The following is a 14,341-nucleotide window of genomic DNA, read 5'->3' on the forward strand; positions in this document are numbered from 1 at the left end:
TCAGCGGCACCCCGGTGGGCGAACCTGGTGACGCGCTAGAGAAGCTCTCGCAGGTGTTCGGCCAGCAGGTCCCAGCGCCATTTCTCCTCGACCCAGGACCGGCCGCGTTCGCCCATGCGGCGGCGCAGTTCGGGGTCGCCGAGCAGGGTGACGATCCTGTCGGCGCTCTCCTCGGGGGAGCCGCCGCGGACGACCCAGCCCGTCTCACCGTCGAGCACCGCGTCCGGCGCGCCCCCGGAGTCGCCGGCCACCACCGGAAGGCCCGTCGCGGACGCCTCCAGGTAGACGATGCCGAGCCCCTCGACGTCGAGTCCGCCCCTGCGCGTACGGCACGGCATCGCGAAGACGTCCCCGGCCCCGTAGTGCGCGGGCAGCTCCGACCAGGGCACCGCACCGGTGAACAGGACCGAGCCCGCGACCCCGGTCTCGTGCGCGAGCCTGCGCAGCTCCTTCTCGTACGGCCCGCCCCCGACGATCAGCAGCACCGCCTCCGGCTCCTTGGCGAGGATCCGCGGCATGGCGAGGACGAGGGTGTCCTGGCCCTTGCGCGGGACCAGGCGGGAGACGCAGACGACGACGGGCCGGTCGGTGAGGCCGAGCCGGGCCCGGACCCTCTCGCCGCCCGAGCCGGGGTGGAAGGTCCGCTCGTCGACGCCCGGCGGCAGCTGCACCATGCGCGCGGCCGCCTCGGGGGTCAGCGCGGAGGCGATCCGCGAGCGCGTGTACTCGCCGAGGTAGGTGATCGTGTCGGTGGACTCGCCGATGCGGCGCAGCAGGGTGCGGGCGGCGGGCAGCTGGGCCCAGCCGGCCTCGTGGCCGTGCGTGGTCGCCACGAGGCGGGTCGCGCCCGCCCTGCGCAGCGCCGGGGCCATCAGACCGAGCGGTGCCGCCGCCCCGAACCACACCGACGTACAGCCGTGTTCGCGCAGCAGTCCGGCCGCCCGCCGGGTGACGCCCGGCGTCGGAAGTAGCATGGTCGTGCGGTCCCGTACGACGGTGAAGGGCTGCTCCGCGTCGAAGGCCGCGGTGGCCTCCGCTCCCTCGTGGCCGCGCTTCCAGGTCGAGGCGTAGACGACGAGCCGATCGGGGTCCAGGCGCAGGGCCATGTTGTGCAGAAAGGCCTGGATGCCGCCGGGGCGGGGCGGGAAATCGTTCGTCACGATCAGGGTCTTGTGCATCGTGTTCGACACTATCGAATCTATACTCACAGCTCCGCACGGCCGCGCTCGACGGCTCGCACACAGACCGGTGCGTCACCCTGGTTCCGCTCGAAGCGCGGCGGCGAGGCGCACGGATTCCGGACGATGAGGGCCAGGTGGGCATGACGGGGGCACGGAGCACGAGGTTCCCGCTGGGCGTGGCCGCGCTGCTGGGGATCTGGGGCCTGACCAGGCTGGCGCTGCTCCTGTTCGTGGCCAAGGTGTACGTCTTCCCGGGCCCGGACGTCACCAGCGACGTCTCGGTGATCTACCACGGCTGGTACGACGTCCTGCGGCACGGCACCTTCCCGCTGCGCGACGTCACCTGGCAGTACCCGCCGGCCGCCTCGCTCGCGATCCTCGCCCCCGGTCTGCTGCCGTTCCTCGACTACGCGCACGCCTTCTTCGTGCTGGCCTTCGTCGCCGACCTGGTGGTCTTCGGACTGCTCCTGTACGCGGGCCCGCGCTCCGGCAAGACCCTGCGCGGCGCCTGGGTGTGGGCGATCGGGGTCCCGCTGCTCGGGCCGACCGTGTACGCCCGCTACGACGTGATGGTGACGGCCCTCGCGGTCGCCGCGCTGCTCGCCGGCTCCCGCCACCCCCGGGTGATGGGGATCCTCACGGGCTTCGGCGCGATGGTGAAGGTGTGGCCTGTGCTGCTCCTCCTCGGCGCCGTGCGCCGCCGGGCCTGGGTCTGGGCGGCGGCGACGGCGGCCGGGATCGGTGCGCTGTTCTGGGCGACGATGCCGGGCGCGTTCGCGTTCCTGACCTTCCAGCGCGACCGCGGCACCGAGGTGGAGTCGCTCGGCTCCCTCGTCTTCCACGTGGCCCGGCACCACGGCTGGGACGGGCGGGTGCTGCTCAACTACGGCTCGGTGGAGTTCGTCGGCCCGTACGTCGACCTGGTGAGCACGGCGGCGCTGATACTGACCGCGCTCGCCTTCGGCTGGCTGCTGCTGTGGCGGCTGTGCGCGAAGCGGTTCCTGTCGCACACGCTCGCCGACGCGGCGTTCGTCGGTGTCCTGATGTTCACCACCACCAGCCGGGTCATCAGCCCGCAGTATCTGGTGTGGCTGGTCGGGATCGCCGCGGTGTGCCTGTGCTTCCGTGCGAGCCGGATGGTGGTGCCGGCCTGTCTGGTGCTGCTCGCGTGCTTCGTGACGGTGCTGGAGTTCCCGACCTGGTTCGCGGACGTCGTGGGCAGCACCTGGCTCGGCATCACCCTCCTGGTCCTGCGCAACGGTCTGCTGGTGATCGCCTCGGTGCTGGCCGCCCGGGAGCTGTGGCGGAGCACGGTCTCCCGTCCCGCGCCCGACCTCCCGGCTCAGGCGGCCCGCGCCAAGGAGACGCTGGCCTCCTGACCCGCGGCCCGCGCGGCCCGCCTGGCCCACAGCCACAGGGCCGCGCACTGCACCGTCATGGACAGCGCGAGGGCCAGGCAGATGCCCGGCAGCCCCTGTGCCGACAGGGTGAGGGCGAGCGGCAGCTGGACAGTCGTGCCGGTCAGCGTGACCCGCAGCAGCACGGGTGCTCCCCCGCTGCCCTCGAAGACCCCGCCGAGGGCGATGAAGCAGGCCGTCAGCAGCAGGTAGGGGCCGACGCAGCGCAGGAACAGCACGCCGTCGTGGGCGACCGCGGGGCCGGCGCCGAACCCGCGCATGATCCAGGGGGCCAGGGTGGCGAGCAGCACCGCCGCGAGCAGGCCGACGGTCCCCGAGACGAGGACGGCCTGCCGTCCGATGGCGCCCCGCTCGTCCCGGCCCGCGCCGCGGCTGTGCGCGGTGTGGATCGAGGCGGCCTGGCGGACCGCGTAGAACGCCATGGTGGCGACGTACATGACCTTGTAGGCGATCGCGTAGGCGGCCACCGCCGTCGTCCCGAGGCGGGCCACGATCGCGACCAGGACCAGGGCGCCGCCCTGGCGCACCGTGAAGTCGGCGGACATGGGCAGGCCGGTGGTGAGGGTGCGGCGCAGGGCCGCGCCGGTGCCCTCGGCGGGTGCCGCGCCGGCCGCCGCCGAGAGCAGGGGGTCGCGGCGCAGGGCCCGCAGACCCGCGGCGAGGGCCACCGAGCGGCACAGCACGGTCGAGAGGGCGGCGCCCGGAACGCCGTACGCGTGGATGAGGAACGGGTCGAGGCCGAGGATCAGGCCGTTGGCCAGCAGGGCGAGACGCATCGGGGTGCGGGTGTCGCCGGCGCCCTTGAGGATGCCGTCGACGAGGTTCTGCGCGAAGAAGACGGCGATGCCTGGCATGGAGATCGCGAAGTACCGGACGGCGAGGGTGAGCGCGGGTCCGTCGCCGCCGAGCACCAGCCGGGCCAGCGGCGCGCGCAGCAGGAAGCCGCCGAGGGCGGTCACCGGGGTGAGCGCGGCGCACAGCGCCCAGCCTCCGCGTACGGCCGCGCGGACCGCTCCGGGGTCGCGGGCGCCCCGGGCGTGCGCGACCAGGACGGTGGTGCCCGAGGCGAAGACGAGGGCGACGCCGAGCAGCACGTTCTCGGTGTTCGTCGCGACGGCGACGGCGGCCACCGCGTCCCCGCCGAGCCGGGAGACCCAGACGGTGTTGATGATTCCGGCGGCCACGGAGGCGAGCAGCGAGAGGTAGACGGGGTGGGCCAGGGCTATGAGCTGCCTGCGGTGGGCGTTCACGACGACTCCCTCGAAGCGAGCTACCTCGTTTCGAGGTAGCTCGATAAGAGGTACCATGGGCGCGTGAACCCCGGCAAGCGCCCCGAGCGCCGGCCGCGTGGGGCGCACGCGAGGGAAGGGAGGGCCGGATGCTGGAACTGTCGATCCTGGGCTTTCTGTACGAGGAGCCCCTGCACGGCTATGAGCTGAAGGAGCGCATCAAGGCGCTCAGCGGCCATGTCCGTCCGGTCAGCGACGGCGCGCTCTACCCGGCGCTCACCCGCCTGGTCGACGCGGGGCTGCTCGACCAGCACACCGAGCCCGGCAGCGGCGCGGCCCCCCGGCGCATCCTGTCGCTCACCGACAAGGGGCGCGAGGACCTCCTGGAGCGGCTGCGGCACCCCAAGCAGGCCGAGATCACCGACCAGGTCCGCTTCAACACCCTGCTGTCGTTCCTGCGCCACCTGGGCGACCCGCGCGAGCAGGCCGCGGTGCTGCGCCGCCGCCAGGAGTTCCTCCAGGCCCCGACGAGCTTCTTCTACGAGGACGGCGAGCCCGTGCGCGCGGAGCAGGCCGGCGACCTGTTCCGGCAGGGCATGCTCCGGGTGGCACGGGCGACCGGCACGGCGGAGCGCGCCTGGCTCGCGGAGGCCATCGACCTGTTGGAGGCGTGAACGGCCGGGCGTGTCAGCCCAGTTGGTCCTTCAGATACTGCTGCCACAGCCGGGTGAAGTCCTCCGGCGTGGTGTGCAGCACGTCGCGCAGCGCGCCCTCGACCGCCCCCGCCCGCTTCCCGTGGTCGCCCACCGCGCGGTAGAAGTCGTTCAGCCGGACCTCGCCCCAGTGGTCCGCGATCAGCCGGCAGGCCATCCAGCCGCCCTCGTAGGCCCGCGCCAGCGCGCCCGCGTCCGCGGTGAACCCGAAGTCACGGTCGTCGGGCAGTGCCGCCGGGACCTGCCCCCCGGCCACCGCGCGCTCCAGTTCCGGCGCGACCTGTCCGGGCGTCCGCCCACTGCCGCGGTAGCCGGCCCAGTCCGCGTACCCCTCGGAGAGCCACAGCGGGGTGGCGGCCGTGGTGTGGGCGCGGGTGGCGACATGGGTGGTCTCGTGGGTGAGCACGACCTGCTTGCCGAGGTCGCCCAGGACGCCGTACGCGTCCGGGTTGACGATGATCCGGTCCGCGGGCGCCTTCGCCGAGCCCCCGGCCTCCCCGGTGGTGACCGCCGCGATCCCCCGGTACCCGGACGCCGGTGCCCCCAGCAGCCCCGCCATGCCCTCCAGCGACTTCGGTACGAGGACGACGACGTGCCGCGACCAGTCCGTGCCCCAGGCGTCGGACACGGCCGGTACGGCACGGTCCGCGAGCGACGCGAAGGAACGCAGCCGCTCGCCCGACTGCCCGACCCCCAGGACGAGGCTGTGCTCACCCCGTACGGCCGTCACGGCCCCCTCGTCCCACAGCTGCTCGCCGCCCTTGCCGGCCGGCCTGTCGGAGGTGACGCGCCAGGTTCCGCCGGTCCGGGTGAGCCCGAGCGTGCGGTCCACCGTGACGGGCGCGGTGTCGTAGCCGTCGATGCGGTAGCGCAGTTCGGCGCGGGCCGTGGCGCGGTCGCCCGTGCGGCTCAGACCGGCCAGACGGTAGGACCAGCCCGCCAGCGGCACCTCCCGCAGGTTCGCGAGGCCCGTTCCGGCACCGGCCGCGGCGCCGGTGGCCCGGAAGGCCGCCTCGTCCCGGTCCAGGACCGCGGCCGCCCGCCGGTCGAGGACCCGCCGCACATCGGCCGCGGCGGTGTCGGGCGCCGGCCGGCCGCCGCAGCCGACGAGCCCGGCGAGCAGCAGCAGCACCACCGAGAGCCCCGCTCGCGACGCACACCTTCGACCAGCCATTCTCCCGATCGTACGGTGCCCGTGCCCGCCTACAGGACCGCTCGCCCGGCCCGTGCGGTGTCCGGGTCCGCGGCCCGTCAGACGCGGGTGACGGACGAGATCGGCATCATCCCGACCGGGTCGTAGCGCACCGGGGCGCCCGGGTAGGGGGCGTGGATCACCTGGCCGTTGCCCACGTACATCCCGACATGGCTGGCGTCGGACCGGTAGGTGACCAGGTCACCTGGCCGTGCCTGGGAGAGCGGGATCCGGTGTCCGGCGAACCGCTGGGCCTGCGAGGTGCGGGGCAGACCGACGCCCGCGTGCGCGTAGGACCACTGCATGAGGCCCGAACAGTCGAAGCCGCCGGGCCCGTTGGCGCCCCACACGTAGGGGCGGCCGAGTGCCGAACGGGCCGCCGCGACGGCGATGGCCGCGCGCGAGGAGGAGGCGACGGAGTCGCCGAGCCCCGGCAGGTCGGCCCGGACCGAGCGCGACGCCCGGCCGTAGGCGGCGCGGTCGGCGTACGGCAGCGCGGCCAGGAGCTGCCGCGCCTTGGCCAGTTTGCCCTCGATGACCCGCTTGTTCCGGGCGACCGCCGTACGGCTGCGCTCCAGTTCGGCGAGTTTCCCGTCGGCCTCCTCGCGTTCCTGGGCCAGGTCGCGCAACGCGAGCTGGAGGTCCTTGAGTTCGCCCGCCTGACGGGTGCTGATCCGGTCGAGCGCGGTGGCCTTGTCGAGATAGTCCTCGGGATCGGCGGAGAAGAGCAGCGCGAGGGACGGGTCGAGGCCGCCGGAGCGGTACTGCGCCCCGGCGAGTGAACCCAGTTCGTCCCGCATGGCGTTGACGCGGTCCTGCTGCCGGGCGATCTCGTCCTGCGCCGTGCCGATCTGCCGGCGCAGCGCGTCGCCGTGCTCGTCGGCCTCGTTGTAGGCGTCGGTGGCCTTCTCGGCCTGGGCGTAGAGGCGGTCCACCTCGGCCCGGGCGTCGCCCCGCGGCGCCGCGGAGGCGGGCAGGGTGCCGAGCGCGGCGGCGGCCGCGGACATCACGCAGGCGGCGACACCGAACGCACCGGCGCCCCGGTCGAAGCCGGTCGGTGCAAGGCGGCGATGGAACCCCACGAGTGGCCGCACTCCCTTCCGCTGACGTTCCCCCGCCGTCGGGGGAACGCGGCAGACAGTAACCGCGCGACCACGCACCGGCCAAAGACCCCCGCGGGCACGCACAGTGACGCCCCGCCGGAGACGCAGGTCACCGACGGGGCGTGGGGTCAGCGCGAGTTGTCGCAATTCGCCCGTTTGGGCGGAACGGCGGAGAGCGCCGAGGGCGGGCACCGGAGCCGGGCCCGCCCTCGGGGATCAGATCCGGACGCCGAACTGGAAGGGCATGTTGCCGATCGCCTCGTAGCGGACGACCGCGCCGGTGTGCGGGGCGTGCAGCACCTGGCCGTTGCCCGCGTAGAGGCCGACGTGGTGCTGGTCGCCGTAGAAGATGACCAGGTCGCCGACCTGGAGATCGCTCTGCGAGTAGATCCGGGTGCCCGCGTTGGCCTGGGCCTCGGAGGTCCGGGGTATGGTCACGCCGGCCTGGGCGTAGGCCCAGGAGGTCAGGCCCGAGCAGTCGAACGAGCTGGGGCCGGAGGCACCGTAGACGTACGGCGAGCCGATCACGCTCTGGGCGGCCGCGAACGCGGCGCCGGCGCGGCCCGAGGCGGCCTTGGTGGTGCCGAGGTCGACGCGCTCGCTGGCGCGGGTCGCCCGCTCCTTCTCCTGGGTGGCCAGCGCCGCCTTGTCCTGCGCCGTCAGGGAGTTCAGGAGCTTCTGCGCGGAGCCCAGCTTGCCCTGGACTTCCTGCTTCTTCTTGGCGAGCTCGGCCCGGGTGTCGGCGAGGTCCTTGAGCTTCGCGGAGGCCTCGGCACGCTGCTGGGCCAGCGAACGCTGCTTCTCCTGGACCTTCTTGAGCGACTCGACCTGCTGGGCGCTCAGCTGGTCCATGGCCGAGGCCTTGTCCAGGAAGTCGTCCGGGTTGGAGGAGAGGAAGAGCGCGACGGAGGGGTCGATACCGCCGGTGCGGTACTGGGCGCTGGCCATCGAACCGAGGCCGTCACGGAGCTCGTTGAGCTCCTCCTGGCCACGGGCGACGTTGTCCTGGAGAGCGCTGATCTCCTTCTGGAGCTTCTGCTGCTTCTCCTTGGCGCCGTCGAGCTTCTCCGTGGCCTGCTCGGCCTCCTGGTAGAGCTTGTCGACCTTGGTCTTGACCTCGTCCTTGTTGGGCTTCTCGGACGGGGCCGCGTTGGCGGCGTTGGCGCTGAGCACAACGGCGGCAGCGGCGGCGGTGGTGAGCACGGTCACACGGGTGCGGCTCGGCTGCTTGGGTCGACGGTGGGACGCCACGAAGGCGAGCTCCTTCTTCCTCCAGCCGCCTGCCGAAAACGCCGACGGGCGGTGCCCCTCCACCGTCACTCCTCATGAGTGATCACCCTGTTGGAGGTTCGAGGCACGACCCTAGTGACCTACTTGTGATCAGTTCAAATCCAAACCTGAAAATTCTTTGTCACGGAGCGCATTCTTTGCCATCAACTCACCAGCAGTAATGCTCGCTTGACACTACGTCGCGTGAAGACATGACCAATTCGGGCATCACGCACAGACGTTACGCATGGTGCGTAGGCGGCTCATGCGACTTAGGAGACGGATCGCCGGACACGCGCGACGCGAGGGAGAAGACGTCCCGGAAGCACGCCGGAGGAGTCGCTCAGCCGCGCGAGAAGCGCTTGAGGAGCACCACGGACGCCACCGGCCGGGCGCCCGCCTTGGCGATCCCGTCGGCCACCTCACGGTCGGTGGAGACGACGATCACCGGCCGGCCGGGCGGCTCGGCGCGCACCAGCTGGCGGATCAGCTCGTCCGCCGTGACACCGGGCTTGGAGAACAGCACCCGCACCCCGCGCGGGGGCGCGAGCAGCACCGGCGCGGCCAGTTCGGCCCCGTCGAAGACACAGGTGACCTCGGCGCCGGTCTGCGCGGCCAGCTGCGAGAGCTGGCCGAGCAGCCGCAGCCGCTGCTTCTCCAGCGGCATCTGGGGATAGCCGGTCTTGGTGACGTTGTAGCCGTCGACCACCAGATGGGCCTGGGGCAGCGCGAGCAACTGGTCCAGGATCGCGGGGTCGTTCTCGGACAGGGCCCGGGTGGCGATGTCCTTCGGGGTCATCCGTCCCGGCTCGACCGCCTCCACCGTCTCCGCGGGCCGTACGGAGACGGGAGGCAGCGCCAGTTCCCTGCGCAGCCCCTGGGCCGCGTCCAGCACCGTGTCCAGCAGCAGCCGCACCCGCATGTCCTCGACGCTGCGACCCTCGCGGGCCGCCTTGCGGGTGGCCTCCAGCGCGGCCTCGGCCTCCGCCAGACGCGCCTTGAGCCGCCGCGTCTCGCTCTCGGCCGCGGACACCTGGGCCTGGCCCTCCGCCTTCGCCCCCTCCGTCTCGGCCTGGAGCTTGCGCAGGGCCGCCTCGCCGCGCTTGACGTCGCTGAGGGCCCCGCGCAGCTTGCGGTGAAGCGATTCCGCTTCCTTGCGGGCCGACTCCAGTTCCGCGCGCAGCCGTTCGGTCTCGGTCCGCGTCTGCGCGCGGGCCTCCGCGAGATCGGCGCGCAGCCGGTCCAGCTCGGCGCGGCTCTCCTCGTCGGCGCGCTCGGCGTCCGCGCGCAGGGCCTCCTCGCCCGCGGCGGTCACGAGCTTGACCCAACCGGCGGGACGCACGACGTAGGCCGCGGCCGCCACGTCCAGCGGATCCGCGGCCGGGGGCGGCGCGCCCGAGTCGAGAGCGCCGACGAGCTCGGGCTGGGCCTCTCTGAGCTTCTCCGCGATCCGCTGTCTGAACAGCGGGTCGGTCTCCAGCGCCGCCGCCATCGCGTTGCCCGCGAACTTGGCGCGACGATTGGGAGCGAATCGGGCGTACTGCCGCAGCTGTGCGGGCAGTTCGGACACCGTCAGCCCGCCGAAGCCGTCCGAGACGATCTGCACGACCCGCCGGCGCACGCCGTCGGGCAGCGGACGGTCGAGCACCTCGGCGGTGCCGTCGTCCGGCTCCCCGCCTGTGGTCTCCACCATCCGTTCACCCCAAAATCCGTGCGGGGCCCGCTCCCTCAGGAGCCGGCGCCCGGCCTGTCCACGAGTTCGACCTGATCCACCGCGTTGCACCAGCGGCACCGCACCGACTCGATGGTCTCACTGACCACCTCGCGCTCCTCGACCTTGGGCTCACCGGCCAGGTCCAGGTGCACATACTCGACGACCTTCGACGAGCGGGTCACGTCGAAACGCGTGAGGTTGCCACAGAGGGCACAGCGCCAGCGGGTCTTCGCGTCGGGCAGGGGAACCGTCATAGGGCAGCCGCTTTCCTTCTAGTGTCCGTCCGGCGCCGGTTTTCCCGGTGCTTTGGCTCGTAACCCTACGGCCTGGCGGGTACTCGACGCTCGGGTGTCCACGGCGGCGAGGCGGTCTGTGCGCACCCGTCCGGTTACGTCATGCTCTGTACCATGATCGGCAATTGGAGTGCGACGGCCGGAAGGGCGCTGAGGGGCCGGTCTGCGCCGGTGACGTACGGACTGATCGTCCTGTGCTGTCTGATCTTCGTGATCGGTCCCGCCTCGGGCCTGGATCCCGCGTACGGCACCGGGGACGAACTGCTGGTCGCGCAGCGGGCGTACTTCCGCCGCTGGGGCGTGGTGCCTGCCGGGCTGTTCGGCGGGGCGCCCGGCGAGGCCTTCACCCCCGCGACCGCGCTGTTCATCCACGGCAGCTGGCTCCATCTCCTGGGCAACATGCTGTTCTTCTACGTCTTCGGGCTGATGACCGAGGAGCGCATGGGCCACCTGGAGTTCGCCCTCTTCTACCTGGGCTGCGGGTATCTGGCCCTGCTGGGCTACGCGGCCGCCAACGCGTCCTCGCAGCAGTCCCTGGTCGGGGCCTCCGGGGCGATCTCCGCGGTGCTCGGCGCGTTCCTGTACCTGTTCCCCAGGGCCCGGGTGACCAGTCTCTTCCCGTTCCTGTTCTTCCTGCCGCTGCGGTTCCCCGCCTGGGTGGTGCTGCCGTTCTGGTTCACGCTGCAATGGCTGGCGGCGGGCCGCAGCTCCTCGGGTCCAGGGGTCGCCTATCTGGCCCACCTGGTGGGCTTCACCCTGGGTTTCGTCTACGCCTGGGCCCGGTTCCACCGCCGCCCGGCCGCCGTGCCCGCCCTCGGGGTGCTGCCGGGGCCCCCGGTGGAGCGGCCCGGCCCCGTGGACCGCGAGTAGGGTGAGATCCCCAGCAGCGGCCCCTAGGGAGAGAACCAGCCGTGATCACCGCGATCGTCCTCATCAAGACCAGCGTGGACCGGATCCCCGAGATCGCCGAGTCGATCGCGTCGCTGGACAGCGTCAGCGAGGTCTTCTCCGTCACCGGCACCTACGACCTGATCGCCATGGTCCGGGTCCAGGCCCACGACGACCTGGCGGACGTGATCCCCGGCAAGATCAGCAAGATCCCGGGCGTCGAGGCGACGGACACGCACGTGGCGTTCCGTACGTACTCCCAGCACGACCTGGAGGCGGCGTTCGCGATCGGTCTCGACTCCTGACCGACGCGGCGCCGCCTCCGGGCGTGGCTGCCCCTGCCCTCAGACCGCGGGGACGCAGCGGCCGCCCTCGGTGCGGTACTGCCAGCGCGCGCCGTCCCTGACCAGCTCGCGCACCGCGCGCACGAACCGCTCGACGTGCTCGTCGGGGGTGCCGGCCCCGAAGCTGACCCGGATGGCGTTGAGGGACTTCTCGCCGGGTGCCGCCTCCGGGGCTCCGCACTCCCCCTGGGTCTCGGGGGCGCTGCCGAGCAGCGTGCGCACGAGCGGATGGGCGCAGAAGAGGCCGTCGCGGACACCGATGCCGTACTCGGCGGACAGCGCCGCCGCGAAGTGCGAGCTGTTCCAGCCCTCGACGACGAAGGAGATGACGCCGACGCGGGGGGCGTCGTCGCCGAAGAGCGAGAGGACCCGGACCTCGGGGACCTCGGCGAGGCCCTCCCGGACGGTACGGATCAGGTGCCGCTCGCGGGCGAGCAGGTTGTCGAAGCCCTCCTCGGTGAGCGCCTTGCACGCCGACGCGATCGAGTAGGCGCCGATGACGTTCGGCGAGCCGGCCTCGTGCCGGGCGGCGCTGTCGTGCCACTCCACGTCCACCCCGCCGTCGGCGCGCCGGGTGACCTTGCGGCTGGCGCCGCCGCCGGCGAGGTAGGGGTCGGCCTCGCGCAGCCAGTCGGAGCGGCCCGCGAGGACACCGGAGCCGAAGGGCGCGTACAGCTTGTGCCCGGAGAAGGCGACCCAGTCGACGTCGAGGTCCTGGACCGACACCGGGTGGTGCGGGGCGAGCTGGGCGGCGTCGAGGACGATCCGGGCGCCGTGGGCGTGCGCTGCGGCGGCCAGTTCCCGCACGGGCCACAGCTCCCCGGTGACGTTCGAGGCGCCGGTGACGCACACCAGGGCCGGTCCATGGCCCCCTTCAACGGACACCGTGCGGGCGGCGAGGGCGCGCTCCAGGGTCTCGACGGCCTCGGCGGGGGTGCGGGGGGCGTTCAGGTAGGTCACCCGGGCGTCGCGCCAGGGCAGCAGCGAGGCGTGGTGCTCGGTCTCGAAGACGAAGACCTGGCAGTCGGCCGGGAGGGCCGCGGCGAGCAGGTTGAGCGAGTCGGTGGTGGAGCGGGTGAACACGACCTGGTCGTCGGCGCGGCAGTCGAGGAACTCCTCGACGGTCCTGCGGGCGTTCTCGAAGAGGTCGGTGGACAGCTGCGAGAGGTAGCCGGCGCCCCGGTGGACGCTGCCGTAGTACGGCGCGTACGCGGCCACGTCGTCCCACACCCGCTGGAGGGCGGGCGCGCTGGCGGCGTAGTCGAGGGCCGCGTAGGTCACCTCGCCGCCGGTGACGAGCGGGACGGTGACATCCCGGCCCAGAACGGGCAGGGGGGCACAAACACTCTGGTCGGCGGCAACGGTGGAGACAGACATGGCGAGCTCCTGTGAGAGGCAGGCGGGATCACCGCGCGAGCCGGCCGCCGCAGGCGGCGCTCAGCGCGGGAGAAGGGTGAAAAGGGTGTGCGGAGGCGGGGCTCGGCGCCCTATCGCATTCGCTTGCTCACAGAAGGCTCCCTCGAACGACCAGGACCCCTGGTGGTCCGCCCGGAGAGCGGGAGGGGTCCGCGCTTGCCGTAGGCCTCGCTGCCTACGACCTGGTCTTCACCCGGGGCACCCCGCCACGGACGGAGGGTTGCCGGACAGCCGGCCGGGGCCTGATGGCTGTCACTCATGACCTGATACAGCATCTTGCCAGAGGATCTTCCCCGCGCAAGACGCAGTCCAGGATCCGGACTGCGTCCCGCGCCGGGCTCCGGTGGGGACCGGCGGGTGGATCAGGCGTTGCTGGCGGCCACCCAGCGCTCCAGGGTGCGCTTCGCGGCGCCGGAGTCGATCGCCTCGGCGGCCTTCTCCATTCCCTCGCGGAGTTGGCCGGTGAGCGGCGCGCCGGTCGGCGAGAGGGCCACCAGGGCGGCCGCCGAGTTCAGCAGGACCGCGTCCCGCACGGGCCCCTTCTCGCCGTCCAGGAGGCGCCGGGCGACCTCCGCGTTGTACGAGGCGTCGGCGCCGCGCAGTGCCTCCACCGGGACGATGTCGAGCCCGACGTCGCGGGGGTCGAAGCGCTCCTCGGTGACCTTGCCGTCGCGGACGACCCACACGTGGGAACCCCCGGTGGTGGTCAGCTCGTCGAGGCCGTCGTCACCGCGGAAGACCAGCGAGGAGTTGCCGCGCTCGGCGAACACGCCCGCCACGATGGGCGCCATCCGGGCATCGGCGACGCCGACCGCCTGGGCCTTCACCCGTGCCGGGTTGGTCAGCGGTCCGAGCACGTTGAAGGTGGTCCTGATGCCCAACTGGCCGCGGGCCGCCGCCACATGACGCAGCGCCGGGTGGAACTTGACCGCGAAGCAGAAGGTGATCCCGGCCTCCTCGGCCACCGCGGCGACCCGGCTCACCGGCAGTTGCAGATTGACGCCGAGCTTCTCCAGCACGTCCGACGCCCCGGACGCGGAGGACGCCGCCCGGTTGCCGTGCTTGACGACCTTGGCGCCGGTGCCGGCCACCACGATCGAGGACATCGTGGAGATGTTGACGGTCTTCGCGCCGTCGCCGCCCGTTCCGACGATGTCGACGGTGCGTCCGGGCACCTCGATCACGTTCGCGTGCTCGTACATGGCCCGGACGAGTCCGGCGATCTCCTGGACGGTCTCGCCCTTGGCCCGCAGCGCCACCACGAACCCGGCGATCTGCGCGTCGGTCGCCTCGCCGCGCATGATGCGGTCCATCGCCCAGGCCGTGTCGTCGGCGCTCTGGTCGCGGCCTTCGAGCAGTCCGTTCAGTACCGCGGGCCAGGAACGGCCCGCCGCGGTGTCGCCTCCAGCGGGGTTCACAGCGCTCATGGTCGCTCCTGGTTTCCTGGGTCACGCGGTCGTGCTGACACGGGCGCGGGTGACACGGTCGTGGGCGCCGCGGGGTGGACTCACCCCCTGGCACCGGGTGAGTCCACCCTATCCAGCCCCGAGACGGCGAAGAGCCCCGTCCGTTGCGTGGACG

The 14,341-nt window shown here is 72.6% G+C and carries 13 protein-coding genes and 1 riboswitch; of the genes, 4 read left to right on the forward strand and 9 right to left on the reverse strand.

The genetic code is table 11. The features are described from left to right. Positions 1–35: 35 nt before the first annotated feature. Complete coding sequence (locus ACZ4AA_RS00345) at positions 36–1,178, reverse strand: glycosyltransferase family 4 protein (protein WP_467592937.1); 1,143 nt, start codon at positions 1,176–1,178, stop codon at positions 36–38. A gap of 143 nt (positions 1,179–1,321) precedes the next feature. On the opposite strand from ACZ4AA_RS00345, the gene ACZ4AA_RS00350 reads away from it, so the two are divergent. Then, positions 1,322–2,560, forward strand: a complete 1,239-nt coding sequence (locus ACZ4AA_RS00350; RefSeq protein ID WP_467592939.1) for a glycosyltransferase 87 family protein — start codon at positions 1,322–1,324, stop codon at positions 2,558–2,560. On the opposite strand, the gene ACZ4AA_RS00355 is transcribed toward ACZ4AA_RS00350, so the two are convergent. Continuing rightward, positions 2,524–3,849 carry an MATE family efflux transporter gene (locus ACZ4AA_RS00355; protein ID WP_467592942.1) on the reverse strand — a complete coding sequence of 442 codons (1,326 nt, stop codon included), beginning with the start codon at positions 3,847–3,849 and terminating at the stop codon, positions 2,524–2,526. The genes ACZ4AA_RS00350 and ACZ4AA_RS00355 overlap by 37 nt on opposite strands. 128 nt (positions 3,850–3,977) lie before the next feature. Between ACZ4AA_RS00355 and ACZ4AA_RS00360 the strand changes: the two genes are divergently transcribed. Next, positions 3,978–4,502 carry a PadR family transcriptional regulator gene (locus tag ACZ4AA_RS00360; RefSeq protein WP_467592944.1) on the forward strand — a complete coding sequence of 175 codons (525 nt, stop codon included), beginning with the start codon at positions 3,978–3,980 and terminating at the stop codon, positions 4,500–4,502. Between the two features lie 13 nt (positions 4,503–4,515). Here the strand turns inward: ACZ4AA_RS00360 and ACZ4AA_RS00365 are convergent, their stop codons facing one another. The 5 genes from ACZ4AA_RS00365 to ACZ4AA_RS00385 form a co-directional block, all read right to left on the reverse strand. Then, on the reverse strand, positions 4,516–5,715 hold the full coding sequence (locus ACZ4AA_RS00365; protein WP_467592947.1) for a hypothetical protein: 1,200 nt from the start codon (positions 5,713–5,715) through the stop codon (positions 4,516–4,518). 77 nt (positions 5,716–5,792) lie between these two features. Further along, complete coding sequence (locus ACZ4AA_RS00370) at positions 5,793–6,815, reverse strand: C40 family peptidase (protein ID WP_467592950.1); 1,023 nt, start codon at positions 6,813–6,815, stop codon at positions 5,793–5,795. A gap of 237 nt (positions 6,816–7,052) precedes the next feature. Continuing rightward, positions 7,053–8,087 (reverse strand): C40 family peptidase, encoded by a 1,035-nt coding sequence (locus ACZ4AA_RS00375; RefSeq protein WP_467592952.1) that lies wholly within the window; start codon positions 8,085–8,087, stop codon positions 7,053–7,055. A gap of 361 nt (positions 8,088–8,448) precedes the next feature. Next, positions 8,449–9,798 carry an NYN domain-containing protein gene (locus ACZ4AA_RS00380; protein WP_467592955.1) on the reverse strand — a complete coding sequence of 450 codons (1,350 nt, stop codon included), beginning with the start codon at positions 9,796–9,798 and terminating at the stop codon, positions 8,449–8,451. Positions 9,799–9,833: 35 nt separating this feature from the next. After that, positions 9,834–10,073, reverse strand: coding sequence for a hypothetical protein (locus tag ACZ4AA_RS00385; protein ID WP_261706939.1), 240 nt, complete (start codon positions 10,071–10,073; stop codon positions 9,834–9,836). A 153-nt stretch (positions 10,074–10,226) separates the two neighbouring features. Here ACZ4AA_RS00385 and ACZ4AA_RS00390 point away from each other — a divergent pair, with 153 nt between their 5' ends. Both ACZ4AA_RS00390 and ACZ4AA_RS00395 read left to right on the forward strand, forming a co-directional pair. Next, on the forward strand, positions 10,227–10,982 hold the full coding sequence (locus ACZ4AA_RS00390; RefSeq protein ID WP_467592958.1) for a rhomboid family intramembrane serine protease: 756 nt from the start codon (positions 10,227–10,229) through the stop codon (positions 10,980–10,982). A gap of 41 nt (positions 10,983–11,023) precedes the next feature. Continuing rightward, positions 11,024–11,305, forward strand: coding sequence for an Lrp/AsnC family transcriptional regulator (locus ACZ4AA_RS00395; protein WP_467592961.1), 282 nt, complete (start codon positions 11,024–11,026; stop codon positions 11,303–11,305). 39 nt (positions 11,306–11,344) lie between these two features. Here ACZ4AA_RS00395 and ACZ4AA_RS00400 read toward each other — a convergent pair whose 3' ends face one another. Beyond that, positions 11,345–12,721, reverse strand: coding sequence for an aminotransferase class V-fold PLP-dependent enzyme (locus ACZ4AA_RS00400; protein ID WP_467592964.1), 1,377 nt, complete (start codon positions 12,719–12,721; stop codon positions 11,345–11,347). Between the two features lie 186 nt (positions 12,722–12,907). Next, a riboswitch (SAM riboswitch) is annotated at positions 12,908–13,024 on the reverse strand. Between the two features lie 98 nt (positions 13,025–13,122). After that, positions 13,123–14,187 (reverse strand): anthranilate phosphoribosyltransferase, encoded by a 1,065-nt coding sequence (gene trpD, locus ACZ4AA_RS00405; RefSeq protein ID WP_467592967.1) that lies wholly within the window; start codon positions 14,185–14,187, stop codon positions 13,123–13,125. Positions 14,188–14,341: the final 154 nt, after the last annotated feature.

The sequence above is a fragment of the Streptomyces sp. NPDC024698 genome (assembly GCF_055559015.1).